Genomic DNA, 25,977 nt, shown 5'->3' with positions numbered 1-25,977 from the left:
TCAGAGGAGGGAGCGGTCACCACCGGGATACGCGCGGACCGGGAGATTGGCCGGAAGTGGATCTTCGCCACACCCGTCCGGACGCCGCGGGTTACACAGTCATACCCCGGGTGCACAGACCCCCGCGATCTCCTCGAATTCCTGCGGCGTGCCGGCCTCGACCCCGATGACGTCGACATCGACGGGGTGGGGCTGATCGAGTGGCACGGCGGTGGCCCGGCGGCCAAGGAAAGGCGCACCGGCGCCCGGTAGGGTCGCCGTACCCGCGCCGACAGGGAGTGCGCAGGGCAGGGCCGTGCATGGACAGGCTCACCCCTCGAAGATGCGGTACAGCGGCCCGAAACGGCCCATGCAGTCCCTCACGGACCGCCGGGGCTTTCCGCCGCCCGCCCGTGCGCGGGAGCAGATGCCCGAAACGCGCCGCTCGCCGTCAGGTCGTCCCTACCCTGACCCCATGGACGACCTGACGGACACCGACGTGCGCGAGATCCTGCGGCCCCACCGGGACGGCGGCCCCATCAGCCGGCTGTACGCGACCGGAGAGATCACGGACGACACCGTTCCCGCCCTCGGAATGCTTTCGGTCGAGCTGGACGAGCAGGAACTGCACGAGAGCGGGGAACGGGTCGGGGACGTGATCGCCTACGCGCGCGGTGGCGGCGAGCGCCCACCCGTGAACGGCTGGACGAGCAAAATCTGACCCTGCCGGCCGCAATTCGAACGGACTATCGGTAAAAGATCGAACCACTACGCAAGGTGTGATCCCATGACTTTCTGAGCCGCCTGAACAAATCCGCGGTGATATTCACCCCACCTGTTGACCGCATCGCTCTCGTCGCGAAGTTGAGAAACTAACTGCGAATATTCTTCGCTCGGCTCTCCACCCCCACCCGATTCCATTCGGCGGAGCATGTGAAGCTGTGCTATTCGAACACCGAGGGCTGTGGCTATTTTGAACCGCACGGAACGAAACTTCCAGCGGTCCGAGGATATCAATGCGGGAACTGCAGCGCGCCAAGTCTCGGATCAGATCTGGCGTCGAGGAAATGTCTCCCTCTATTCGATGGACAAGTCGAGAGAGTTGAGAGTACGTGTCATCGAACCTTTCATACGCTTCCAACCGTTGTTGACGAAGCCAGTGTGCATGTTCGGCAGCAGCCTGATCTTTCACCTGTTGCTTGACGGCTTGGGCCGACCTCTCGGCTCCGGTCCTTGCGCCCCACACAGCCGCAGCTCCGCCAACCACTGTTCCCAACACCCCGAAGCCTGCCGCGATCAGCGCGGCCACACCCTGGTCCATGGGGTGGCATTCTGCCGGACACCCTCCTTCGGGGAGGGGAAGTTGAAAGATTCTTTGGATCTTTCCCCGCACCCGCCGCCTTCCGTGCGTGTGAGTGCGCGGGGGTTCGCCTGAGTTCGTGGGTACCGCTTCCTGACGGTGCGTAGCGGATATCGCTAATGCGTGATGAAAACCCGGTCACCAAACAGGTCTATTACCTATGCAGGAACCCTCCGGGGAACCTGCTGCACACTCCCGCACGCCGTGAAGGCGTTCGGGGCCGAGGGATGGTCACCTTCATGCGGTGCCGGGGCGAGTCTGGCGCGGCCACTCCAGCCGGGGGGCCGCGCCTTTTCTCATACCAGACTGTGAGGCGTGACCTTTCCTTCCGAAAGGAATCCACTTACTATCGAATTGACCTGCTGGCGATGCGCTGAAGTCTTCACCCGTGGCCTCGGGGTCCCTCGGGGATCGACCGGGGCTGTTCCGCTGCCCGCAGCACCCGTACCGGGTCGCTACGCGGCGTCGATCGCCGGTCGGCGTCAGAGGGCTTAGTAGTCATCTCATTTGGCCCTCGCGGGTAGGCTGTCGGTCATGGTGGGGATCGTTTGAGCGGCTGGTGCCGGATGAGTTGTGGGAGTTGTTTCAGCGGGTGGTTCCGGAGGCGCCGTCGCGGCCTCAAGGGTGGAGGGCGGCGCAGACACGGTGACCGGGAGGTGCTTGCCGCGATCGTGTTCGTGGCCACGTCGGGTTGTACCTGGCAGCAGCTGCCAGCGGCCTCCTTCGGACCGTCCGGGGCGACAGCCCACCGCCGCTTCTCGGAGTGGAGCAAGGCCCGGGTGTGGGCGAAGCTTCACCGCCTGGTCCTCGACGAACTCGGCGTCCGCGGCGAGCTGGACTGGTCCCGCTGCGCGATCGACTCGGTGAACATGAGGGCCTTGAAAAGGGGGGCCTGACAGGTCCGAATCCTGTCGACAGGGGCAAGTTCGGGTCGAAGATCCATTTGCTCACTGAGCGGACCGGTCTGCCCCTTTCCGTCGGAATCTCGGGCGCGAATCTGCACGACAGTCAGGCCCTCGAACCCCTCGTCCGCGGCCTACCGCCCATCCGATCCCGCCGCGGCCGCCGACGGCGCAAGCCCGCCGAGCTCCACGCGGACAAGGGCTACGACTACGCCCACCTGCGGAAATGGTTACGCGAACGCGGCATCAAGCACCGCATCGCCCGCCGAGGCTTCGAGTCCTCACAGCGGCTCGGTCGCCACAGATGGGTCGTCGAAAGGACCATGTCCTGGCTCGCCGGCTGCCGCCGCCTCCACCGCCGCTACGAACGCAAGGCCGAACACTTCCTCGCCTTCACCAGCATCGCCTGCACCCTCATCTGCTACCGCAGACTCGCCAAATGAGATGACTTCTTAGGGGCTGTCCGATGGGTCGTGTGACGCTCCTGCCGGGAACCCGTTCCGTGGGACATGGGGCGAGGAGATCTTTCGGATGAGGAGTGGGCTCGGCTGGAGCCGCCACTCACCGACGAATCATGGGCGGGGTGGACGCTGGAAGTGCCACCGTCGTGTGATCAACGGGATTCTGTTCCGGCAGCGGGACTGGCCTTCCCTGGCGGGACCTGCCTCCCTGCTTCGGTAGTTGGAAGACGGTTCACGACCGTCATCGCAGGTGGTCGGCGGACGGCCACGTGGGAGAGGATCCTGCGGGCCGTCCAGGCCGACGCCGATGCCGAGGGCCGGATCGACTGGAGCATGGTCAGCGTCGATTCCACGACCTGCCGCGCTCATCAGCACGCGGCCGGCGCCTCCACCCGTGCCCCGAAGATCCCGGGTCGGCGCAGGAGCCCGGCACGTCACCGTCCCGATGAGGCCCTGAGACGCTCGCGAGGCGGGCTCACAAGCAAGATCCACCTTGCCGGGGAAGGCGGGGTGCCGCCCGCTTGGGTTTGTCATCACGCCCGGTCAGTGGGGTGACGCACCGCAGATGATTCCCGTCCTGGAAAGAGATCCGCGTGCCCCGGCGGACTGGTGGACGACCGCGCACCCGGCCCGACCATGTCGGTGGCGATAAGGCGTACTCGTCACGCCGCAACCGGCGTCACCTGCGCAGACGCCAGATCAAGCACACGATCCCCGAGCCGAGAGACCAGCGGGCCAACCGCCAGCGCCGCGGCAGCCAAGGAGGCCGACCTACGGGGTTCGACAAGGCGATCTACCGCCGCCGCCGCAACGAAGTCGAGCGGACCATCAACCGGCTCAAGAACTTCCGCGCCGTCGCCACGCGCTTCGACAAACGGGCGTACGTCTTCCACGGAACGGTCACTGTGGCGGCGATCCGCCTATGGCTCCGTCCAGAGTGAAGTGCCCCGACTCAGAGGGCCTTGGCACCCGGGTAGTTGGTGGCGAAGTTCGCTGAGTACGCGCTCGTCGACAGCCTTGACGTCCCACACGGAGCTGTCGAATTCGGTCAGGACGAGCACCAGCTCGTCCCCGGCGAACCCACGTGCTTTGGCATCGATCAGTTGGAGGAAGGGGGTCGTCAGCGACAACAGTGTCAATGTGTCCATGCCGGCGGCGGCGGACCGTCGCTCCATCTCGACACAGCGAGGATCGACGATCTCGTCGAACTCGACGCGCCACGTCAGGTCCAGGCCGAAGCTGCCGAGGCGAACCAGTAGCTCAGCCAGGGTCACGTAGTGCTTTCCGTGCCAGGCAGGAAACGTGATCCCCTTCATCCCCGCCTCTGCTTCGGCTGTATCGCGCGCCATGCGCCCCCCTTCGTTCCAGCGAACAGTAGGCCACGTCCCTGATCAGCTCATACGACCCATCGGACAGGCCCTAGCGCCATGAGGGCGAAAATCAGCCGCCTGTCACACGAGAACTCCCCAACCGAAACGGGGGAAGTGGCCCGTTCCGGTTGGGGAGTCCGTAAGACGCTCAATCCGTAATTGAGACGTCAGACATCTCGATCAACAGCCCGGGGGCCTCGTTTCGTTTCGCTTCACGGACCGTCACCCGATCGGTGGCCACATCGTAGAAGCTCAGTGCACCGAGAGCAGCACCAACCCGTTCATCCAGACTGCACAGCCCCAGGTCAGGGCCTGACGACTGCTCAGATTCGCTGACCAGCGACAGGGCCCTCTGGCGTACTGGCGGCTCCGACACCAGGCTCAAGAATGCAGAATCTCTTGAGCCCAGATGACGGACGGGTAGGTGGCCGCGAATGCGAAGACGAAACTATTGAGCCCCATCAAGAAGGCCACGCACACATGAAACGACATCGCTACACCCAGAAAAGGCCATCGTAGATCCCGAGGGCAGAACGAAGATCAGCGGAAAGGTCACCTCGAACAGCAGGGTGCCATAAGTGGCAAGGATGAACGGTGCCGGTCGCCTCCGTGCGATCCGCGCGATCCATTGTGCACCGTAGGTTCGGGTGGAAATGATCTCGGCGACAGCGATCCCAGAGCGCCATGACGGGCCGAAGAGTTTGGCCACGCCAGCAGCGAAGTACGCCAACGTCAGCTGGCCGGCGATGAAGAACAGGCAAGCATGCTGCGCCAGCGAACCTGAGGGAGACAGGCGTGCCAGGAGCAGGGCGGCCGCGGCGATGAGTGTGATCTGGTCTGAGCCATCGTTCCCCTGCGGGGTCGCATGGTGGGAGAGAAGGATCAGCCCGACCAGTGCTCCGCAAACGAGCGCCGAGGTCGAAGGCCTGACTGTAAGCATCAAGCGCAGCCGAGCAAGGCCCTGGACAGGAACGTGATCCAGACCCTGTGTCCGCCGAAGAAGAGTCCAAGGACGCGCCCCGATACTCCGGTCGCAGTATCGACTCGGCGGAGCCTCGAGATATTCCAGGAAAGCAGGCCCTGTTGCGGCAGCAGAGATCGGGCAGCAGCAGCCTCCACGGCTGTGATGCAGGCGGTAAAACCGATGAGACGCTGCGTCAGATCAAGGGCGAGCTCGGCCGTCACCGCACGTCACCTTCTTCGTTGACCGTACGTGCAGATTCGACAAAAAGTGTGACAGTGGAAGGGACATCGGAATTATATCCGCCCACACCGACCACCATGAACTGCAGATGCGTGGAATCGACTTGGCTGTCGATCGAAGATACCAACGACAACAGTTGCAGGTATGAGTTGTGCAGAACGCACTGAACATCCGACTTCGGCGGCGCCGTCAACAGGTTGGTTGATAATGTCGGAGAAGGCTTTGCCTTGGCGCTTGGCAGGGGTTCCAGACGCAGTGGAACCATCGCCATGGCGAGTCCACCTGAATCTCACGCCACGGCCCTAGATCACCGTCACTCCACGTTCGGACAAGGAGGTAGTAGTCACGAGAAGCCGGGCGAGGAGCGAAGAACGTGAAGACAGGAAGGAGCGGGCTGGCCCAAGATTTATCCCACCACGACAGCAGCACGTTCCGTGCCTTCTTGTGCTGAGCGGCGGCGGAAGCCGCCAACCAGATCGCCAAGACGGCGCACACGGTGCATTCCCAGATCTCCGCCACGTCCAACGCCTTCCCCGCCGCAGCCCCGCCCCGGTGGGGCTCTTACTGAAGGAGGTCTACTTCTCATCCGGAGAGGGATTCGCCGAGTGAGCGGAAATAATCTTCTGCTTGATCTCGGCGAGAGTCTCGGCGCTCGCACCGCGACCCACCTCGTCGACCAGATGCGCCAGTGCCACCAGGTCGGGCGCATCGGATTCAGCTGGGACGGTCTTTCCCACTCCGAAGATGTCTCCGACGAAGTCAGCGACGTTCGTTCGCCGCTTCAGTAAGGAAGGTCACCGAATGCGGCGAGGTCAGCGGCGGAATCCGCGCTCGCCTCTCCTGGGCCTGCGGCGGGGTAGGCGAAAAGGCCTGCTGAACCTCCCAGACGCAGGTTTTCACCCATCGGCTGCAGATCACCGATGATCCTGTCCAGCTCGGTGCTCACGAGCCCGGCCCTGCGCCCTTGCATGCGCCCGAAGAGTATCCGCCATCTGAATGCGCGCTGCCGCCAGTGTGATGATCCGAGCGTAACTATTAGCATTAGGGCGGCTTGGGGTTTCTTGTCAGGCAAGGATTCTCCCTAGGAGTACGGAGGCTGCGCCGTCACAAATATATAGAGACCGGCAACTCAAATCAATTACCGCGCCGCGTTTGAACCCTGGAAATAGTGCCGCAGTGCCCGAGGGCCACCACGCAAGACGCAGTCGTCAATGCCGGGCGCCTCGGCACGCGTGAACGTCAGCTTCGCCGGGAAACTGGGTCCACGAGAGCTTTCCAACGGATCCCGGCACTGAGGGCCCCAGCGACGCCGAGTGGCGGGTACCAGGGAAGCCTGCCACAGCGCTACTCCTCGACGGCCTCCTGGCGACGGGACCACGGGCCGTGCCAAGCGCCAGGTGGGTGCTGAAAGCACCAGGGCCACCCACGAAGGTGCCCACAGGCGTATCCGTCGCAGTAAACCAATGAACGCTCGTAGCGACGACTCCGAACGCGCTGAGGAATCGAAGCTTCTGGCCGACAAGGGTCTCAATGGGGGCATCGAGCTCGACCATTCCCGAGCTGTTGAACAACGGTTCAAGGTCACCAACCCGCACCAAGCAATCCCCCCGGATCTCAAAGGCCACCCCTTCGTGCTCAATTCTCGTGTCAATGACAGTGACCGCCAGGGTCAACGGGTCACCTTCGACCCGTGAACGATGTCACTGCCGAATAGGAATGGGTCCCGGCCACACTCGGCAAAACGAACGCGCGCCCCGCCACCCGCCTCTTCTTCTGTCGCTCGAGATCCCACCGAGCCAGGTGGGCGTACACATCAGATGGTTCCATCTCCGTCCTCTCTCTCCAGCGACGCCCATGCCTACCCAGAACACGACGCGTCGTGGCTCCGCCGATCGGTTACTTCAGATGCCCTTTCAGTGCGTCCGCGCCCGCAGCCTCATTCGGGGTGGAGCGTGAACGACCTGATCGCGGGACGCAGGGGCGTTTCAAAGTCCTGGTGATCACGTGAGTCCGCAGGCCAGGGGCGCTTGACGGGGGCCGTCACTCACGCAACGAAGCTCCGGTTGAACGGGGTGACCTTCCCAAGTCGCCCTGAACCACCGGAGCTGCGATGTGCCGTGCCGAGAACGGCGAACGAACTCCAGACGAACAAGTCAACCGTCACGCACTGGGTTCGCTACGGTGTCAAGGCCGTGCGGCAGCGCCGGGAGGTACCTCGCCGAAGCACTGTCGCGACGCCTGGGACGCACCGTCACCCTGGGGGAGATCGGCCTCATCGAGCCCACCCGTGATCTGCTGGACTGGCGCACGGATACTCTGAGCGCCCTGGCCGATCTCGGGAGGATCGACACCGTGGACATGGACCGCAGACGGGCCCTGGGGACTGCGGCTTACTCGCTCGCTGGCCTGGCCCTGCCAGGCAGCTCCTGGTGGGACCGCATGGCCGAACAGGGCAACCGACGGCGCGCCGGCCGCGCCGTCGTAGGCCGCGGCGACCTCGACGCCGTCCGCGACATGGCAGCCCTGTTTTCCACGATGGACCAGCGCCACGGTGGCGGCCACGCCCGCACCGCCGTCGTGCAGTACCCTCGTTGGCGAAGTCTCCACCTACCTCAACGGCACCTTCACCGACGACCAGGTACGGCGGGGTATGTACTCCACCGCCAGCGAACTCGCCTACCTCTCCGGGTGGATGGCCTTCGACAACGGAGACCACCCGGCCGCACAAAAAGCAGTTCACTGTGGCGGTGAAGCTCGCCGCCGAGGCCGACGACGCCGCGATGGCCGCGCACGTCATCCGCGCCATGGCCCACCAGGCAAACGACCTCGGGCATTCCCGGCCCGCCCTGGCCCTCGCCGCCGCCTCGGTCGACGGCAAGCAGTACAGGCCAGCCCCCGCGAACGCGCCCTCCTCGGGGTCGTCCACGCCCGCACCCTCGCCGCGACCGGGCAGCCGAAGGCCGCCACCCACGCCCTCCTCCACGCCGAAAAACGACCTCGCCGCTCTGCCCGCGAAGGGGACGAAGAACCGAGCCGCGTGTCCTTCTTCCAGGAAGCCCTCGCCCACGAGACCGCCCTCGCCCTGCGCGACATAGGCGACCTCCCCGGTGCCGAGCAGCAGCTCCAGCGCAGCGTCCGCACCCGCAAGGCGACGTCCTTTCAAACGGACCCACGCTGTGACCCTCGGCTATCTCGGCGGCATCCAGGCCCGCCAGCACCGCATCGAAGAAGCCTGCGCAACGTGGGCCGCCGCCCTCAACGCCATGGACGGAGTCCGCTCTGGCCGCACCCGTCAGGCCGCCACCGACATGCGCACCGCCCTGTCCCCGCTCCGGCAGCGCGGCATCCCCCAGATTGCCGACATCGACCGCCGGGCCGCCGCGTACCTCGCCGCAACCGCCTGACCCTGACCCTGACCCGCAGGAAGGAACCCCTGTGCCAGACCGCGAAGCATTCGAAGTGGAAGTCCTCGGTCACGTTTATCGGAGGCCGGATAGAGCCCACCGATGACTACTGGGGCGGCGCCCAGGCCATCATCCGCCTCGACGGCAGCCGCTTCACCCCGGACGCGGACTCAGGGCATGGAGGAGTTCTCCCCACTTGGAGGTGGTCTTTCCGCTTCCACCTCAGCGATCCCAACGACATGCCCCTGCAGCCGCGCCGCCACCGCAACATGCGGCGACCGAACTGGCTCGGCCATTTCCCGCTGTCGTCTGGTCAAGGTCGACGGCCTGGACCTTCACGTCGAAGACCTCGACGCCGTGGACGGAACCCCCGTCTTGGAAGTAAAGCCCTGGTTCGAGGAGATGGGCCCGCGCGGCAAGGTCCGTCAGGCGCAGTGGGACCACCGACATGCTCGGCGAACTACTACGCCCCCACCAAGGACTGACCACCGGCTTCGGGGCCGCCCCCAGAAGCGCGGAGACAGTAGATCGCCTCCACCGGGACAGGTTGCCGGTGGAGGCGCTGCCTTTCATCGAGCTTTACGCAATCGCCCCCGTGACGTCAGGCCGGCGCCGCCGGGGGTCACCGTGGCCGGGGTGAACGCCATCCTGGCGTTCCGAGAATGTCGAACGCATGACGGCCCACACCTACCCACGCGCATCCCGATCCTGACTCTCCGCCAGCCCTGGGCCTCTGCCAACGTCGAGGACGGGAAGGACTGGAAGGACGTGGCGAACCGATCCCAGCCGACCTCGTACCAGGGGCCTCTCTACATTCACGCGGGCGTCGGCTGGGACGGCCAGGGAGTGGGAGCGTCGCCCGACCGGGGTGGCCCATCGGGGGATCCTCGGCCGCGTTACCGTGACCGGCTGCGCGCGCACCAGCAGCAGCACCCGGGCGGAGTCGGGAGCCTGGCACTGGGAGCTGTCCGATCCGGTCCGCTTCAAGACCCCGGTACCCGGCCCTCAGGGGGAAGCTCTTCGTTCTGGTACCCGGACCCTGATCTTTCCGCCCGGCTCACTGAGGCGGAATCAGCACACCGACCCTGACCTGGGAAAACAACCGTAAGTAGTTGGACAGGTTGCGCCTTGAACTCGGCGGGGTAATGCTTCATCCCCACGGGGACTCCCGTTCTCCTGGACACTCAAGATCCAAGTGTCTCCGGTGTCCAAAACCCGGGGTCAAGGCCCGCGCCCGCTTGGCCCCCGACCTATTCCCCCCAGGTCGGGGCCCAGACACGTTTCACCGTCGAGTTAACGGAAGCCCGTCCTCGAAGCCCACCGCCCCGACGCCCTCAACCAGAGCCACGGCTATGCCCGGAAGGCTGGCGGGCCCATCCGGCACACGGTCACCACGGCCCCGGCCGACGCCCGTTCACAGACGGCAGGCCGAGAGCCGGGTCAGCGGCGGCGGCCCCAGGGACTCGGCGTCGACGGTCCGGTTGCGGTCGTCGCGCAGGGTTGCGGTGTCGGAGCGGTCGTCCCAGAACGTGGTCTTGACGCCCGCATACACCTGGTCCGGCTCCGCCACGCGGCCGGCGACCTGGAAGGGGCACTGCGCCATGCCCGCCACCTCGCCGACTCCGGCCACGCCACCATCCCTCACAGAAACACCCGATCTCGGTCAACGAACTGTGGCCCGCACGGACTGGACCCCGACGGGACACCCACACCACCGTGGCAACCCTGCCAAGTGACCTTCGGACGGATGACACGAGCACCGGCCCACGAGCTGCCACTCCGGTCGGACGGAACAGTTCAGGAAGTCGGAGACCCGGAACGGCATCGCCGAACCCCGGCCCGACCAGGTCCCATCTCCAACAGCTTCAGAAAGGCGACCACGGCGGTCGCGGGAGAATCCACCCACACCGTGGTGTCCTGCCCTGTGAGGGTGGAGGCCGTAGCGGTCGATGCTCGGCCGGCCCAGCTGTTCCCACTGCTGGTGTGCCGTGGTGATCTCGTCCCACAGGTGACGGGGTCCTGTCTGGCTGACGGCGAACGCGGCCGAAGTGCGCCCGTCGTAGTCGACGGTCGCCCAGGAGCCGGTGGTGTCGGTGACCTGGAGGCGGGTAAGCGGCGTGTTCACCGCTGGTGTCCCCAGGCGAACGAAGCCCCGGGGACCGTGAGACCCACGTGGAACTCGGCGTCGAGATCACCGCCCGCGACCGTCCACGGCGACAACGTCGTCGACGACCGCACGACTCCGCCTTCAATGCGTGGCCGAGGCAGGCGACGCGTCGTCCCGGCGAGCCTCGGGGCGTGCCATCGGCAATGAAGGAGGCGAAGGAGTGGAACCTGCCCCTCGCCGTGGCCGTGCTGTGGGACCGTCAAGGCGAGAGTGCCGTAGGTGCACCAGGCCGAGGTCCACGGGGTCACGATCCGGCCCGCCCGGGTCGGATCTGGGTGAGCCAGGCGGGCGGGAACGTGGTCGACAGAGAACGTGGCGAGCACTCACGTCCCAGGGGCCGCCGGGTGGTCGGGAGTCGGCGGCGTCCCCGACGACGACTGTTGGCGGTGTACCCGGCCGCCTTCAGGTTCTCCTGGGCTTCGGCGGCGAGCACCGGTCGAGTTCGACGGTGGTCACCCGCCGGTCCCCGACGAGCGCACACAGCAAGACCCGCGTTGTAACCGGTCCCCGCACCCAGCTCCCAACACGCGTGCGCCTGGATGCTCGTGGGCCGGGGAGGGTTCGCCGAGGCCGGTCAGGAGCAGGATGCGCGCGACCATCGAGGGCATCGACGCCGAGGAGGACGGCAGACCGTCGGTGAAGCGGGTGACGAGCGGTTGAATCCGTGTAGGCCGCGGCCACTCCACCGGTCGGGGTCGGTGGCGCGGTCGACGGGTGCGTAGCCGGCCGGACCCGTTCCGCAGCCAGATGCGCTCCGGTAGGAAGCGGTGCCGATCTACAACAGCGAAACGCCTGTTCGAGGCTGGCGGGCAGGGCTTGGTCGAGCTGCTTTGTGATCGCGGTGAGCAGTGTGTCGATCGGCGTGTCGTGGGCAGCGGGATCCCGGCTCGGGAGGGTGGCCACGGGCCTACTTCTTCTTGTCGGGGTCGGTGGGCGGCGGCGGTGGAGGGGGTGGTGGCAGCGGCCGGTTCGGCTGATGCCCGTCGTCACCGATCGGCGACCGGTGCTTGCCCTCCACGATCCTCGCCACAGCAACCTCCCCGTGAGTCCGAAACCCCAACGGTAGGGACCGGTGGGGCGGATACGGCAGGGCGCACACAGGGCGCGTTGTCGACGCGATCAAGCCGAGACCCGTCGTGATCATCCACGCGCCCGACGGCCGCAGTAGCCGGTGCCGTTCAGGGAGTACCGCCCGCCGGGCCGGGCCCTCCGGTCCCTCGACATCAGCCGCGCCGGGAGCGTGGAACACCTGGCCGCCTTGAAGACCGGCGCTGGGCATGGGTGTGTGCCGGCGGCTGGCGGACTGCCCGGCACACAACCATCCACAGGTTCGGCTACCGCCCGTTCACGGGCGGCGGGCCATGGCCTGGGTTAGCGGCGGCGGGCCCCAGGTCTCGGTGTCGACGGTGCGGTTGCGGTCGTCGCGCAGGGTGGCGGTGTCGGCACGGTTGTCCCACACGTGATCGCGCTTGCCCTGGAAGAGGTCGGTGCGGGTGTCGCGGCCGGACCCGGTGTGGATGCGGATCGTGGCGCGGCCGCCGATGCGGGTGTCGTTGAAGCGGTAGCGGTTGCCGTCCGCGTCCCGCAGCGTCCAGCCGCGCAGGTTCACGGGCTGGCGGGTGGTGTTGCGGATCTCCACCCACTCGCCGTTCAGGGAACGGTTGGAGCGGTCGTCACGACCAGGAGGCGTCGGCCTGGACCCGGGAGGTCTCCACCCGCGGGTGCCGGTCGTGACCCCGGTCCGCCGCGGTGGCGGGGAGCGCGGCGGCCGAGACGATGGCGCCGGCGGCCGAGGACGGTCGCGGCGACACGACGGGCGGTCGACGAAGCAGACATGTGTTGGCCCCTCAAGAACTGTGCTGCACCCGCCGATACGAAGCACGTAGCGGTGCGGGTGCCCGGCCCGTGGTGGGCCGAGGACCCAAACTCTCGACCCGACACACGGCCGACCGCAGCCCCTGACGAGGCCGGTTACCCACCCGGACATTCCCGTCACCACACGCTTGGGTACTACACCGCGGTCCGGGTGAGCGTGGCCCTGACATTCACTGACCGCTAACACCCACCCAAAGCACACACCGCCCGGTCGATCAACGCGCCCGGAGCGCACCACCAGGCGCACCCAACCGCCCGTCACCCAACCGGAGCAGCAAGTTCCGTAACAGCCGTTCCGCACGATTCTTCGCACGGACGCCACGGAAACCGTGCCTCAGAACGAATCCGTCCGCCCGCCACGGTGACCGCCCCGCCGAATCGACGGCGAGCCGGCCCGGTACACGCCGGGGTGCACGGCTCGACCGGTGAGCGACCTCCGAAGCCCGACAGGCCTGCGGAGCGACCGAGAGGGCGCCGGGGCGACATCGCGCCCGGGTGAGGGGCCACAGCGAGGACGTCGAGCAGCGCGAGCACCTGGCCGGCCTCGGCATCGACTGGGCGCGCCAATGGGAAATATCAGTCCCTAAAGTCCCTGACAAACCCGGGTAATTGATGACCAATCACCCGGATATTCGACCGGTCAGGGGTAGAACGTCACCGCTGGTGTCCGGCGCCCAGGCGAGGACCGGGCGCGGCCAGGGGCGAGCACCGGCCCTGGATCAGGGGTTGTCACCGCCCCCAGATCCACGGCCCGAACGGATCATCCTCGCTGGGGCCGTAGTCCCGCCCGGCCACCCGGCCCGTACATCCCCAGTGGCGTGATCAACAGAGGCGCCCGTGAAGAGCTCCTCGGGCATCCAGTCCGTGACGTCGAGCACCTGGCCGTCGAGGGGCCCCGCCGAGCAACTCCCGATAGGTGCGTCCCGGACGCGGGTAGGGGTGCGGGTCGTCGTGGTCCGTGCCGTACACACCGGCGCCCCGCCGTCTGATCGTGGGTCATGACCCCAGACTCCCCCACCGGCGCGCGCGCCCGTAGGGTCGATCGCGCGCCGGCTACCGGGGAAGGACGTCACGGCGCCCGATAGGCTCGCCGCACCCGCGCCGACATGGGTGCGCCGGGCAGGGCCGTGCACGGACAGGCTCACCCCTCGAAGATGCGGTACAGCGGCCCGAACAGCCCCGGCAGCCCTCACGGTCCGCCGGGGCTCTCCGACGCCCACCCGTGCGCCGTCCGTACCCGGTCGCTACGCAGCGTCGATCACCGGCCGGCGCCGGACGGCCAGGAGCGGCGGGCCGGAGTCGGAGGGCTTAGAAACGGGCCGGCGGGCGACCCTCAGACCCGGCGCGGCCAGCGCGTACAACCGCGACACGACCGACGTCGAGCCGTCCAGATCGATCGCCACCTGATAGACGGACCCAGGCGCCGAACAAGGAGCCCTGCGGGACGCGGTCCAGGTCGAGGCCGGGCCAGCGACCTAGTACGGCAACGGTGCTTGCCGTGACGGTTGGGCAGGTCGGTCGTTGTGCTGTTCATGGGTGGGAAACTTGCTGAGGCCCGGTCCTGGGCTGGTGAACTGAAAGCCTTGCATGAGCGGTTCGTGCATCGGTTCTCCAGGTCGGAGCCGCGGGAGTCGGCTCTTGCCTATACGCGGGGGCTGATAGCTCCTCTAGAGCGGAAAGAACGGATGGACACTTGCCGAGGAGGCCGGGCATGCAGGTCCGGACCGGATCCATCGGCTGCTGAACCGGATCGACTGGGACGCCGATGAGGTTCTGGACGACGCGTCCGGGACTACGTGGTTGAGCATCTCGGCGATCCGGATGCGGTGCTGATCGTGGACGACACCGGCTTCCTCAAGAAGGGTGTCCGCTCCGCCGGGGTCCAGCGCCAGTACCCGGAACCGCCGGCCGAACGGAAAACTCCCAGATCGGCGTGTTCCTCGCTTATGCCGGCGGCCCGGGGCCGCACGTTGATCGACCGCCGCCTGTATCTGCCCACCTCGTGGACGGAAGACCGGGAACGGTGCCAGGCCGCCGGCATTGAGGACACGATCGGCTTCGAGACGAAGGTGGTGATGGCCAAGGCCATGGTCCGCCGGGCGATCACGGACCGTATCCCGTTCCGGTGGGTGACCGCGGACGCCGCTTACGGCTTCTCCAAGGGCTGGCGGTCCCGAGCTCGAGCAGGCCGACGTCTTCCACGTCATGGCCACCACCCGGCACGACACCGTCGTCACCCGCTGGGCCATCGACCACCCCGTCCACGACCTGTTCCCCGGGCTGCCCCGGCAGAAGTGGAAGCGCCGTTCCTGCGGAAACGGCGCCCACGGGCCACCGCGTCTACGACTGGGCGAGGGTCGAGGCCCGGCCTTGGCACCGCGAGGACCGCCGGCACTGGGTGATCGCCCGCCGAAGTGTCCCGCAGGGCCCGACGAGATCTCCTACTACATCGCCTACTGCCCCGCCGAAACCACACTGGACGAGCTGATCCGCATGCGCGGGAAGCCGGTGGGCTGGTCGAGGAGTGCTTCCAGACCGCTAAACAGGAGTGCGGCCTGGACGACTACCAGGTCCGCCGTTTACGGACGCGCTGGCACCGTCCACATGACCCTGGCCATGGCCGCCCACGCCTGCCCTCAACGTCCTGCGGGCCCGCGAAATCAACACCGGGAAAGCAGAAACGGATCCTCCCAGCTCATCCCCCTCACCCTCCCCGAACTCCGACGCACTGATCAGCGGGCTCATCCGGCCCCGCTCGAGCATCGACCACGTCCTGCACTGGTCCCCACTGGCGCCGACGACGACAGTTCCAGGCACGGGTCAGCCACTACAAACGCCGTGGCCACACGCCCACCAGAAGCTGCCCAACCATCACAAGCAAGCACCGTTGCAGTACTAGGAGTTGGTCTTCAAATGTTCACGCCCACATCAGGAGCGAGGCGAGGGTGACGGCTGCCTGGTAGGACTCGGCGGTCTTGGTCGTAAGCGGGTCGCGATGCCGCGCCACTGCTTTGAGGCGGTTGAAGCACCGTTCTACGACGTTGCGCCGCTTGTAAGAGCTGTTTGTCGAACGTCGGCGGGCGCCCCGCCCCGGCTTGCCGCGCCGGAGCCGGTTGCGGACCTGGTCGGCTCGCTCGGGAAATCGTGTGCCGATGCCGCGGCGCCGCAGCCAGGTGCGGATGGCCCGGGAGCTGTAGGCCTTGTCGCCCAGCACGTGGAACGGGCCGCACTCGGGGGCGGCCCGGGCCGATGCGGGGCACCCGGATCGCCTCCATCACGGTGGTGAACTGGGTGCAGGTCGTTGATGTTGCCGCCCGTGACCACGGAGGCGAGCGGACGACCGTAGGCAATCGCAGGCCAGGTGAATCTTGCTGGTCAGACCCACCTCGGGAGCGTCCGAGGCCGGGACTGCGGAGCCCCCTTTTCGGGCCCCGGCGGCATGCTGGTGGGCTCGCACGACGGTCGAGTCGACCGACACCAGCCAGTCGATGTCGCCGGCCGCATCCGCCCGGGCCTGCGCGGCCCGGAGCATCCGCTCGAAGGTGCCCGTCCAGAGCCCCACCGGCGAAACCGGGTATGCAGCGTGGCCCACGGGCCATACCGCTCAGGCACATCCCGCCAGGCCGTGCCCGTCCGGAACTTCCACACGATCCCGTTCAGCACGGTCCGGTCGTCCAAACCGCTTCCGCCCGAGCAAGGACTCAGGCAGCAGCGGCCGGACGAACTCCCACTCCTCATCAGACAGTTTCATGGCGACGTATCACCCCAACCATGATCCACCACTCACAAGATCTTTTTGAAGGACACGGACCTAGTGCCGGCTGACCGCTCCGGGCGACGGGGCCGTTGGGGTACTGGGCCCAAGGTGCGGGTGATCGAGCGGTTCCGGTCGGGGGCGGGTTGGTCTGCGGGTGTTGCCGGCCTGGCCGGCCCGGTTGCGGGGGCAGCGTCCCCGGAGTGGGCGCAATGGCACTCAACAGGACTCGGACCAGCCGATGCGCACGGCTGTTAGGACATGAGCCAGGACCTGCGGTGGATCGGCCGGGTGTCCAGGCACCAAGACGGCTTCGGTGCCGGTGGCGGCCCATCGCAACTTCCAGCTGTACCCGTCCGGTAACGCGGGGCGTTGACGACAGAGAAGTTGCGTTGGGGATGGTCCAGTGGCTGGTACCCAGAAGGTAGGTTGCCCGTACAGTGCCCACCTTGGCTTGCGCCCGTGTTTCGGGGTTGATTGCCGTTGTAGACGCACACGTAGCCTGCGGGGGCATCGAGGACGCGGCGTGGACTGGTGTACGGGCTGAGCAACGCCAGCATCGTTCCGGCGGCCTGCGCATCCCCGAGACGGACATGCGGTTTGGGTGACCATGTGCCCTCCATCGAGGGAGTGCCCGGTGCGGGGAGAGAGCCACGCAACGGGCCGAACGGGTCTCCATAGCAGGCTAGGGACCGGGTTGCACGCAGCGTCGCACGGACAGGGGCTGAGGCGGGGGCCACCGCGCGTGCACCGCAGGTGTGATCGGCGGTGGGCGGCCCCCCAGGGCCAGGGACACCCTTCGGAGGGGGCAGGTCAGGCCCTGGGCCAAGCCGCGGCAGGCGGCGGCGACACCTACTTCTGCGACAGCCAGTAACGAGGTTTCCAGCACTGCCCGGAGGCCGACCGCGGCCGCCGCGGGGGGCCCGCACGCCTGGTCGCCGCCGCCCCGCACCCCGGGGATCCAACCTCCCCAGCCCAGGTCAACGGCCCCCTTGTCGCGCCGACAGCCCGGACCCGCGCGGACAGGCCCCACGACAGCCGGCAGCGACGTCTGGGCGTCAGGGGGTGGTCACCGGTGCCAAAGAACGCGCGTCCCGTCCGGGCCGGCGGCGTGGTCGACCGGCCACCGCGGGCCCCTCCGCACGTGGACGCTCGGCAGCGAACGCCAGTGAGGACCGCAGCGACGGGCCTGCTCACGATGGTCCGCCCCCTGCCCCGTCTGGAGGTGCCGATGCCATCCCTGTCCCTGGCCCTGCGGGCGACCGCGATCCCAGCTTGATCCGAGGTGGCTCGCCAGAAATGCAGGGCGACGCTGTTCTACCTAGCCTGCTATGGAGACCCGTTCGGCCCGTTGCGTGGCTCTCTTCCCCGCACCGGGCACTCCCTCGATGGAGGGCACATGGTCACCCAAACGCATGTCCGTCTCGGGGATGCGCAGCCGCCGGAACGATGCTGGCGTTGCTCAGCCCGTACACCAGTCCACGCCGCCTCCTCGATGCCCCCGCAGGCTTACGTGTGCGTCTACAACGGCAATCAACCCGAACACGGCGCAAGCCAAGGTGGGCACTTACGGGCAACCTACCTTCTGGTACCAGCCACTGGACCATCCCCAACGCAACTTCTCTGTCGTTCAACGCCCGCGTTACCGGACGGGTACAGCTGAAGTGCGATGGGCCGCCACCGGCACCGAAGCCGTCTGGTGCCTGACACCCGGCCGATCCACCGCAGGTCCTGGCTATGTCCTAACAGCCGTGCGCATCGGCTGGTCCGAGTCCTGTTGAGTGCCATGCGCCCACTCCGGGGACGCCGCCCCCGCAACCGGGCCGGCCAGGCCGGCAACACCCGCAGACCAACCCGCCCCCGACCGGAACCGCTCGATCACCCGCACCTTGGCCCAGTACCCCAACGGCCCCGTGCCCGGAGCGGTCAGCCGGCACTAGGTCGTGTCTTCAAAAGATCTTGGAGTGGTGGATCATGGTTGGGTGATACGTCGCCATGAACTGTCTGAATGAGGAGTGGGAGTTCGTCCGGCCGCTGCTGCCTGAGTCCCTTGCTCGGGCGGAAGCGGTTTGGACGACCGGACCGTGCTGAACGGGATCGTGTGGAAGTTCCGGACGGGCACGGCCTGGCGGGATGTGCCTGAGCGGTATGGCCCGTGGGCCACGCTGCATACCCGGTTTCGCCGGTGGGGCTCTGGACGGGCACCTTCGAGCGGATGCTCCGGGCCGCGCAGGCCCGGGCGGATGCGGCCGGCGACATCGACTGGCTGGTGTCGGTCGACTCGACCGTCGTGCGAGCCCACCAGCATGCCGCCGGGGCCCGAAAAGGGGGCTCCGCAGTCCCGGCCTCGGACGCTCCCGAGGTGGTCTGACCAGCAAGATTCACCTGGCCTGCGATGCCTACGGTCGTCCGCTCGCCTCCGTGGTCACGGGCGGCAACATCAACGACTGCAACCCAGTTCACCACCGTGATGGAGGCGATCCGGGTGCCCCGCATCGGCCCGGGCCGCCCCCGAGTGCGGCCCGTCCACGTGCTGGGCGACAAGGCCTACAGCTCCCGGGCCATCCGCACCTGGCTGCGGCGCCGCGGCATCGGCCACCACGATTTCCCGAGCGAGCCGACCAGGTCCGCAACCGGCTCCGGCGCGGCAAGCCGGGGCGGGCCGCCCGCCGACGTTTCGAACAAACAGCTCTACAAGCGGCGCAACGTCGTAGAACGGTGCTTCAACCGCCTCAAGGCAGTGGCGCGGCATCGCGACCCGCTTACGACAAGACCGCCGAGTCCTACCAGGCAGCCGTCACCCTCGCCTCGCTCCTGATGTGGGCGTGACATTTGAAGACAACTCCTAGTACTGGCAACGGTGCTTGCTGTGATGGTTGGGCAGCTTCTGGTGGCGTGTGGCCACGGCGTGTTGTAGTGGCTGACCCGTGCCTGGAACTGTCGTCGTCGGCGCCAGTGGGACCAGTGCAGGACGTGGTCGATGCTCGAGCGGGGCCGGATGAGCCCGCTGATCAGGCGTCGGAGTTCGGGGAGGGTGAGGGGGATGAGCTGGGAGGATCCGTTTCTGCTTTCCCGGTGTTGATTTCGCGGGCCCGCAGGACGTTGAGGCAGGCGTGGGCGGCCATGGCCAGGGTCATGTGACGGTGCCAGCCGTCGTAACGGCGGACCTGGTAGTCGTCCAGGCCGCACTCCTGTTTAGCGGTCTGGAAGCACTCCTCGACCGCCCACCGGCTTCCCGCGATGCGGATCAGCTCGTCCAGTGTGGTTTCGGCGGGGCAGTAGGCGATGTAGTAGGAGATCTCGTCGGGCCTGCGGGACACTTCGGCGGGCGATCACCCAGTGCCGGCGGTCCTCGCGGTGCCAAGGCCGGGCCTCGACCCTCGCCCAGTCGTAGACGCGTGGCCCGTGGGCGCCGTTTCCGCAGGAACGGCGCTTCCACTTCTGCCGGGGCAGCCCGGGGAACAGGTCGTGGACGGGGTGGTCGATGGCCCAGCGGGTGACGACGGTGTCGTGCCGGGTGGTGGCCATGACGTGGAAGACGTCGGCCTGCTCGAGCTCGGACCGCCAGCCCTTGGAGAAGCCGTAAGCGGCGTCCGCGGTCACCCACCGGAACGGGATACGGTCCGTGATCGCCCGGCGGACCATGGCCTTGGCCATCACCACCTTCGTCTCGAAGCCGGATCGTGTCCTCAATGCCGGCGGCCTGGCACCGTTCCCGGTCTTCCGTCCACGAGGTGGGCAGATACAGGCGGCGGTCGATCAACGTGCGGCCCCGGCCGCCGGCATAAGCGAGGAACACGCCGATCTGGGAGTTTTCCGTTCGGCCGGCGGTTCCGGAGTACTGGCGCTGGACCCCGGCGGAGCGGACACCCTTCTTGAGGAAGCCGGTGTCGTCCACGATCAGCACCGCATCCGGATCGCCGAGAATGCTCAACCACGTAGTCCCGGACGTCGTCCAGAACCTCATCGGCGTCCCAGTCGATCCGGTTCAGCAGCCGATGGATCCGGTCCGGACCTGCATGCCCGGCCTCCTCGGCAAGTGTCCATCCGTTCTTCCGCTCTAGAGGAGCTATCAGCCCCCGCGTATAGGCAAGAGCCGACTCCCGCGGCTCCGACCTGGAGAACCGATGCACGAACCGCTCATGCAAGGCTTTCAGTTCACCAGCCCAGGACCGGGCCTCAGCAAGTTTCCCACCCATGAACAGCACAACGACCGACCTGCCCAACCGTCACGGCAAGCACCGTTGCCGTACTAGGTCGCTGGCCCGGCCTCGACCTGGACCGCGTCCCGCAGGGCTCCTTGTTCGGCGCCTGGGTCCGTCTATCAGGTGGCGATCGATCTGGACGGCTCGACGTCGGTCGTGTCGCGGGTTGTACGCGTGGCCGCGCCGGGTCTGAGGGTCGCCCGCCGGCCCGTTTCTAAGCCCTCCGACTCCGGCCCGCCGCTCCTGGCCGTCCGGCGCCGGCCGGTGATCGACGCTGCGTAGCGACCGGGTACGGACGGCGCACGGGTGGGCGTCGGAGAGCCCCGGCGGACCGTGAGGGCTGCCGGGGCTGTTCGGGCCGCTGTACCGCATCTTCGAGGGGTGAGCCTGTCCGTGCACGGCCCTGCCCGGCGCACCCATGTCGGCGCGGGTGCGGCGAGCCTATCGGGCGCCGTGACGTCCTTCCCCGGTAGCCGGCGCGCGATCGACCCTACGGGCGCGCGCCGGTGGGGGAGTCTGGGGTCATGACCCACGATTCAGACGGCGGGGCGCCGGGTGTACGGCACGGACCACGACGACCCGCACCCCTACCCGCGTCCCGGGACGCACCTATCGGGAGTTGCTCGGCGGGCCCCTCGACGGCCAGGTGCTCGACGTCACGGACTGGATGCCCGAGGAGCTCTTCACGGGCGCTCTGTTGATCACGCCACTGGGGATGTACGGGCCGGGTGGCCGGGCGGACTACGGCCCCAGCGAGGATGATCCGTTCGGGCCGTGGATCTGGGGCGGTGACAACCCCTGATCCAGGGCCGGTGCTCGCCCCTGGCCGCGCCCGGTCCTCGCCTGGGCGCCGGACACCAGCGGTGACGTTCTACCCCTGACCGTCGAATATCCGGGTGATTGGTCATCAATTACCCGGGTTTGTCAGGGACTTTAGGGACTGATATTTCCCATTGGCGCGCCCAGTCGATGCCGAGGCCGGCCAGGTGCTCGCGCTGCTCGACGTCCTCGCTGTGGCCCCTCACCCGGGCGCGATGTCGCCCCGGCGCCCTCTCGGTCGCTCCGCAGGCCTGTCGGCTTCGGAGGTCGCTCACCGGTCGAGCCGTGCACCCCGGCGTGTACCGGGCCGGCTCGCCGTCGATTCGGCGGGGCGGTCACCGTGGCGGGCGGACGGATTCGTTCTGAGGCACGGTTTCCGTGCGTCCGTGCGAAGAATCGTGCGGAACGGCTGTTACGGAACTTGCTGCTCCGGTTGGGTGACGGGCGGTTGGGTGCGCCTGGTGGTGCGCTCCGGGCGCGTTGATCGACCGGGCGGTGTGTGCTTTGGGTGGGTGTAGCGGTCAGTGAATGTCAGGGCCACGCTCACCCGGACCGCGTGTAGTACCCAAGCGTGTGTGACGGGAATGTCCGGGTGGGTAACCGGCCTCGTCAGGGGCTGCGGTCGGCCGTGTGTCGGGTCGAGAGTTTGGGTCCTCGGCCCACCACGGGCCGGGCACCCGCACCGCTACGTGCTTCGTATCGGCGGGTGCAGCACAGTTCTTGAGGGGCCAACACATGTCTGCTTCGTCGACCGCCCGTCGTGTCGCCGCGACCGTCCTCGCCGCCGGCGCCATCGTCTCGGCCGCCGCGCTCCCCGCCACCGCGGCGGACCGGGGTCACGACCGGCACCCGCGGGTGGAGACCTCCCGGGTCCAGGCCGACGCTCCTGGTCGTGACGACCGCTCCAACCGTTCCCTGAACGGCGAGTGGGTGGAGATCCGCAACACCACCCGCCAGCCCGTGAACCTGCGCGGCTGGACGCTGCGGGACGCGGACGGCAACCGCTACCGCTTCAACGACACCCGCATCGGCGGCCGCGCCACGATCCGCATCCACACCGGGTCCGGCCGCGACACCCGCACCGACCTCTTCCAGGGCAAGCGCGATCACGTGTGGGACAACCGTGCCGACACCGCCACCCTGCGCGACGACCGCAACCGCACCGTCGACACCGAGACCTGGGGCCCGCCGCCGCTAACCCAGGCCATGGCCCGCCGCCCGTGAACGGGCGGTAGCCGAACCTGTGATGGTTGTGTGCCGGGCAGTCCGCCAGCCGCCCGGCACACACCCATGCCCAGCGCCGGTCTTCAAGGCGGCCAGGTGTTCCACGCTCCCGGCGCGGCTGATGTCGAGGGACCGGAGGGCCCGGCCCGGCGGGCGGTACTCCCTGAACGGCACCGGCTACTGCGGCCGTCGGGCGCGTGGATGATCACGACGGGTCTCGGCTTGATCGCGTCGACAACGCGCCCTGTGTGCGCCCTGCCGTATCCGCCCCACCGGTCCTACCGTTGGGGTTTCGGACTCACGGGGAGGTTGCTGTGGCGAGGATCGTGGAGGGCAAGCACCGGTCGCCGATCGGTGACGACGGGCATCAGCCGAACCGGCCGCTGCCACCACCCCCTCCACCGCCGCCGCCCACCGGACCCCGACAAGAAGAAGTAGGCCCGTGGCCACCCTCCCGAGCCGGGATCCCGCTGCCCACGACACGCCGATCGACACACTGCTCACCGCGATCACAAAGCAGCTCGACCAAGCCCTGCCCGCCAGCCTCGAACAGGCGTTTCGCTGTGTAGATCGGCACCGCTTCCTACCGGAGCGCATCTGGGCTGCGGAACGGGTCCGGCGGCTACGCACCCGTCGACCGCGCCACCGACCCCGACCGGTGGATGGCCGCGGCCTACACGGATCAACCGCTCGTCACCCGCTTCACCGACGGTCTGCCGTCCTCCTCGGCGTCGATGCCCTCGATGGTCGCGCGCATCCTGCTCCTGACCGGCCTCGGCGAACCCTCCCCGGCCCACGAGCATCCAGGCGCACGCGTGTTGGAGCTGGGTGCGGGGACCGGTTACAACGCGGGTCTGCTGTGTGCGCTCGTCGGGGACCGGCGGGTGACCACCGTCGAACTCGACCCGGTGCTCGCCGCCGAAGCCCAGGAGAACCTGAAGGCGGCCGGGTACACGCCAACAGTCGTCGTCGGGGACGCCGCCGACTCCCGACCACCCGGCGGCCCCTGGGACGTGGTGCTCGCCACGTTCTCTGTCGACCACGTCCCGCCCGCCTGGCTCACCCAGATCCGACCCGGCGGCCGGATCGTGACCCCGTGGACCTCGGCCTGGTGCACCTACGGCACTCTCGCCTTGACGGTCCCACAGCACGGCCACGGCGAGGGCAGGTTCCACTCCTTCGCCTCCTTCATGCCGATGGCACGCCCCGAGGCTCGCCGGGACGACGCGTCGCCTGCCTCGGCCACGCATGAAGGCGGAGTCGTGCGGTCGTCGACGACGTTGTCGCCGTGGACGGTCGCGGGCGGTGATCTCGACGCCGAGTTCCACGTGGGTCTCACGGTCCCCGGGGCTTCGTTCGCCTGGGACACCAGCGGTGAACACGCCGCTACCCGCCTCCAGGTCACCGACACCACCGGCTCCTGGGCGACCGTCGACTACGACGGGCGCACTTCGGCCGCGTTCGCCGTCAGCCAGACAGGACCCCGTCACCTGTGGGACGAGATCACCACGGCACACCAGCAGTGGGAACAGCTGGGCCGGCCGAGCATCGACCGCTACGGCCTCACCCTCACAGGGCAGGACACCACGGTGTGGGTGGATTCTCCCGCGACCGCCGTGGTCGCCTTCTGAAGCTGTTGGAGATGGGACCTGGTCGGGCCGGGGTTCGGCGATGCCGTTCCGGGTCTCCGACTCCTGAACTGTTCCGTCCGACCGGAGTGGCAGCTCGTGGGCCGGTGCTCGTGTCATCCGTCGAAGGTCACTTGGCAGGGTTGCCACGGTGGTGTGGGTGTCCCGTCGGGGTCCAGTCCGTGCGGCCACAGTTCGTTGACCGAGATCGGGTGTTCTGTGAGGGATGTGGCGTGGCCGGAGTCGGCGAGGTGGCGGGCATGGCGCAGTGCCCCTTCCAGGTCGCCGGCCGCGTGGCGGAGCCGGACCAGGTGTATGCGGGCGTCAAGACCACGTCTGGGACGACCGCTCCGACACCGCAACCCTGCGCGACGACCGCAACCGGACCGTCGACGCCGAGTCCTGGGGCCGCCGCCGCTGACCCGGCTCTCGGCCTGCCGTCTGTGAACGGGCGTCGGCCGGGGCCGTGGTGACCGTGTGCCGGATGGCCCGCCAGCCTTCCGGGCATAGCCGTGGCTCTGGTTGAGGGCGTCGGGGCGGTGGGCTTCGAGGACGGGCTTCGTACTCGACGGTGAAACGTGTCTGGGCCCCGACCTGGGGGAATAGGTCGGGGGCCAAGCGGGCGCGGGCCTTGACCCCGGGTTTTGGACACCGGAGACACTTGGATCTTGAGTGTCCAGGAGAACGGAGTCCCCGTGGGGATGAAGCATTACCCCGCCGAGTTCAAGGCGCAACCTGTCAACTACTTACGGTTGTTTTCCCAGGTCAGGGTCGGTGTGCTGATTCCGCCTCAGTGAGCCGGGCGGAAAGATCAGGGTCCGGGTACCAGAACGAAGAGCTTCCCCCTGAGGGCCGGGTACCGGGGTCTTGAAGCGGACCGGATCGGACAGCTCCCAGTGCCAGGCTCCCGACTCCGCCCGGGTGCTGCTGCTGGTGCGCGCGCAGCCGGTCACGGTAACGCGGCCGAGGATCCCCCGATGGGCCACCCCGGTCGGGCGACGCTCCCACTCCCTGCCGTCCCAGCCGACGCCCGCGTGAATGTAGAGAGGCCCCTGGTACGAGGTCGGCTGGGATCGGTTCGCCACGTCCTTCCAGTCCTTCCCGTCCTCGACGTTGGCAGAGGCCCAGGGCTGGCGGAGAGTCAGGATCGGGATGCGCGTGGGTAGGTGTGGGCCGTCATGCGTTCGACATTCTCGGAACGCCAGGATGGCGTTCACCCCGGCCACGGTGACCCCCGGCGGCGCCGGCCTGACGTCACGGGGGCGATTGCGTAAAGCTCGATGAAAGGCAGCGCCTCCACCGGCAACCTGTCCCGGTGGAGGCGATCTACTGTCTCCGCGCTCTGGGGGCGGCCCCGAAGCCGGTGGTCAGTCCTTGGTGGGGGCGTAGTAGTTCGCCGAGCATGTCGGTGGTCCACTGCGCCTGACGGACCTTGCCGCGCGGGCCCATCTCCTCGAACCAGGGCTTTACTTCCAAGACGGGGGTTCCGTCCACGGCGTCGAGGTCTTCGACGTGAAGGTCCAGGCCGTCGACCTTGACCAGACGACAGCGGGAAATGCCGAGCCAGTTCGGTCGCCGCATGTTGCGGTGGCGGCGCGGCTGCAGGGGCATGTCGTTGGGATCGC

Annotated in this window: 18 protein-coding genes and 6 pseudogenes; 11 read left to right on the top strand and 13 right to left on the bottom strand. The window is 67.8% G+C overall.

Annotated elements, in window-relative coordinates; all coding sequences use genetic code 11:
• Positions 1-454: 454 nt before the first annotated feature.
• The 3 genes and pseudogenes from ACQEVM_RS37285 (at position 455) to ACQEVM_RS37275 (ending at position 3,643) form a co-directional block, all read left to right on the top strand.
• Positions 455-700, top strand: coding sequence for a hypothetical protein (locus tag ACQEVM_RS37285; RefSeq protein WP_433086913.1), 246 nt, complete (start codon positions 455-457; stop codon positions 698-700).
• 1,144 nt (positions 701-1,844) lie between these two features.
• Positions 1,845-2,684: pseudogene (locus ACQEVM_RS37280) on the top strand (IS5 family transposase).
• Positions 2,685-2,750: 66 nt separating this feature from the next.
• Positions 2,751-3,643: pseudogene (locus ACQEVM_RS37275) on the top strand (IS5 family transposase).
• Here the strand turns inward: ACQEVM_RS37275 and ACQEVM_RS37270 are convergent.
• The 6 genes from ACQEVM_RS37270 to ACQEVM_RS37245 form a co-directional block, all read right to left on the bottom strand.
• Positions 3,623-4,051 carry a hypothetical protein gene (locus ACQEVM_RS37270; protein ID WP_433086911.1) on the bottom strand — a complete coding sequence of 143 codons (429 nt, stop codon included), beginning with the start codon at positions 4,049-4,051 and terminating at the stop codon, positions 3,623-3,625. The pseudogene ACQEVM_RS37275 and the gene ACQEVM_RS37270 overlap by 21 nt on opposite strands.
• 169 nt (positions 4,052-4,220) lie before the next feature.
• Positions 4,221-4,457, bottom strand: a complete 237-nt coding sequence (locus ACQEVM_RS37265) for a hypothetical protein (RefSeq protein WP_433086910.1) — start codon at positions 4,455-4,457, stop codon at positions 4,221-4,223.
• A 63-nt stretch (positions 4,458-4,520) separates the two neighbouring features.
• The gene (locus ACQEVM_RS37260) at positions 4,521-5,012 is read right to left on the bottom strand and encodes a hypothetical protein (protein WP_433086908.1); all 492 of its coding nucleotides are present in this window, start codon (positions 5,010-5,012) and stop codon (positions 4,521-4,523) included.
• Positions 5,013-5,253: 241 nt separating this feature from the next.
• Positions 5,254-5,547, bottom strand: a complete 294-nt coding sequence (locus tag ACQEVM_RS37255; protein WP_433086906.1) for a hypothetical protein — start codon at positions 5,545-5,547, stop codon at positions 5,254-5,256.
• 304 nt (positions 5,548-5,851) lie between these two features.
• A complete protein-coding gene (locus ACQEVM_RS37250) occupies positions 5,852-6,013 on the bottom strand; it encodes a hypothetical protein (protein ID WP_433086904.1) in 162 nt (53 codons plus the stop codon).
• Positions 6,014-6,057: 44 nt separating this feature from the next.
• Complete coding sequence (locus ACQEVM_RS37245) at positions 6,058-6,222, bottom strand: hypothetical protein (protein ID WP_433086902.1); 165 nt, start codon at positions 6,220-6,222, stop codon at positions 6,058-6,060.
• Between the two features lie 517 nt (positions 6,223-6,739).
• Here ACQEVM_RS37245 and ACQEVM_RS37240 point away from each other — a divergent pair.
• The 3 genes from ACQEVM_RS37240 to ACQEVM_RS37230 all read left to right on the top strand — a co-directional run bounded on the left by ACQEVM_RS37240 (position 6,740) and on the right by ACQEVM_RS37230 (position 9,769).
• Positions 6,740-6,970, top strand: a complete 231-nt coding sequence (locus tag ACQEVM_RS37240) for a hypothetical protein (RefSeq protein WP_433086900.1) — start codon at positions 6,740-6,742, stop codon at positions 6,968-6,970.
• Positions 6,971-8,452: 1,482 nt separating this feature from the next.
• Positions 8,453-8,680: a hypothetical protein gene (locus tag ACQEVM_RS37235; protein WP_433086880.1), complete on the top strand. Its 228-nt coding sequence runs from the start codon at positions 8,453-8,455 to the stop codon at positions 8,678-8,680.
• A 102-nt stretch (positions 8,681-8,782) separates the two neighbouring features.
• A complete protein-coding gene (locus ACQEVM_RS37230; protein WP_433086898.1) occupies positions 8,783-9,769 on the top strand; it encodes a TrmO family methyltransferase domain-containing protein in 987 nt (328 codons plus the stop codon).
• A gap of 325 nt (positions 9,770-10,094) precedes the next feature.
• Here ACQEVM_RS37230 and ACQEVM_RS37225 read toward each other — a convergent pair whose 3' ends face one another.
• From ACQEVM_RS37225 to ACQEVM_RS37210, 4 genes are all read right to left on the bottom strand, one after another.
• Positions 10,095-10,310: a hypothetical protein gene (locus ACQEVM_RS37225; protein WP_433086896.1), complete on the bottom strand. Its 216-nt coding sequence runs from the start codon at positions 10,308-10,310 to the stop codon at positions 10,095-10,097.
• 1,444 nt (positions 10,311-11,754) lie between these two features.
• Positions 11,755-11,877, bottom strand: a complete 123-nt coding sequence (locus ACQEVM_RS37220; protein WP_433086894.1) for a hypothetical protein — start codon at positions 11,875-11,877, stop codon at positions 11,755-11,757.
• A gap of 315 nt (positions 11,878-12,192) precedes the next feature.
• Complete coding sequence (locus tag ACQEVM_RS37215; protein ID WP_433086892.1) at positions 12,193-12,486, bottom strand: lamin tail domain-containing protein; 294 nt, start codon at positions 12,484-12,486, stop codon at positions 12,193-12,195.
• 34 nt (positions 12,487-12,520) lie between these two features.
• Positions 12,521-12,658 (bottom strand): hypothetical protein, encoded by a 138-nt coding sequence (locus ACQEVM_RS37210; protein ID WP_433086890.1) that lies wholly within the window; start codon positions 12,656-12,658, stop codon positions 12,521-12,523.
• Between the two features lie 1,860 nt (positions 12,659-14,518).
• Between ACQEVM_RS37210 and ACQEVM_RS37205 the strand changes: the two genes are divergently transcribed.
• Positions 14,519-15,124, top strand: a complete 606-nt coding sequence (locus tag ACQEVM_RS37205; RefSeq protein WP_433086888.1) for a transposase — start codon at positions 14,519-14,521, stop codon at positions 15,122-15,124.
• Between the two features lie 515 nt (positions 15,125-15,639).
• Here the strand turns inward: ACQEVM_RS37205 and ACQEVM_RS37200 are convergent.
• Positions 15,640-16,498 (bottom strand): annotated as a pseudogene (locus ACQEVM_RS37200) (IS5 family transposase).
• A gap of 1,973 nt (positions 16,499-18,471) precedes the next feature.
• Between ACQEVM_RS37200 and ACQEVM_RS37195 the strand changes: the two are divergent.
• Positions 18,472-19,305 (top strand): annotated as a pseudogene (locus tag ACQEVM_RS37195) (IS5 family transposase).
• Positions 19,306-19,487: 182 nt separating this feature from the next.
• Here ACQEVM_RS37195 and ACQEVM_RS37190 read toward each other — a convergent pair.
• Positions 19,488-20,675, bottom strand: a pseudogene (locus ACQEVM_RS37190) (IS701 family transposase).
• A 540-nt stretch (positions 20,676-21,215) separates the two neighbouring features.
• Between ACQEVM_RS37190 and ACQEVM_RS37185 the strand changes: the two are divergent.
• The 3 genes and pseudogenes from ACQEVM_RS37185 to ACQEVM_RS37175 all read left to right on the top strand — a co-directional run bounded on the left by ACQEVM_RS37185 (position 21,216) and on the right by ACQEVM_RS37175 (position 24,355).
• Positions 21,216-21,483 (top strand): annotated as a pseudogene (locus ACQEVM_RS37185) (hypothetical protein).
• 752 nt (positions 21,484-22,235) lie between these two features.
• Positions 22,236-22,724 carry a lamin tail domain-containing protein gene (locus ACQEVM_RS37180; RefSeq protein WP_433086886.1) on the top strand — a complete coding sequence of 163 codons (489 nt, stop codon included), beginning with the start codon at positions 22,236-22,238 and terminating at the stop codon, positions 22,722-22,724.
• A gap of 662 nt (positions 22,725-23,386) precedes the next feature.
• Positions 23,387-24,355 (top strand): methyltransferase domain-containing protein, encoded by a 969-nt coding sequence (locus ACQEVM_RS37175; RefSeq protein ID WP_433086884.1) that lies wholly within the window; start codon positions 23,387-23,389, stop codon positions 24,353-24,355.
• A 1,323-nt stretch (positions 24,356-25,678) separates the two neighbouring features.
• On the opposite strand, the gene ACQEVM_RS37170 is transcribed toward ACQEVM_RS37175, so the two are convergent.
• Positions 25,679-25,963 (bottom strand): TrmO family methyltransferase domain-containing protein, encoded by a 285-nt coding sequence (locus ACQEVM_RS37170; protein ID WP_433086882.1) that lies wholly within the window; start codon positions 25,961-25,963, stop codon positions 25,679-25,681.
• Between the last annotated feature and the right edge of the window lie 14 nt (positions 25,964-25,977).

The organism is Streptomyces sp. CA-243310, assembly GCF_050936775.1.
In the GTDB taxonomy this organism is placed as follows: domain Bacteria; phylum Actinomycetota; class Actinomycetes; order Streptomycetales; family Streptomycetaceae; genus Streptomyces.
Note: the sequence above shows the minus strand (reverse complement) of the source record. Positions and strands in the feature narration are given on the sequence as shown.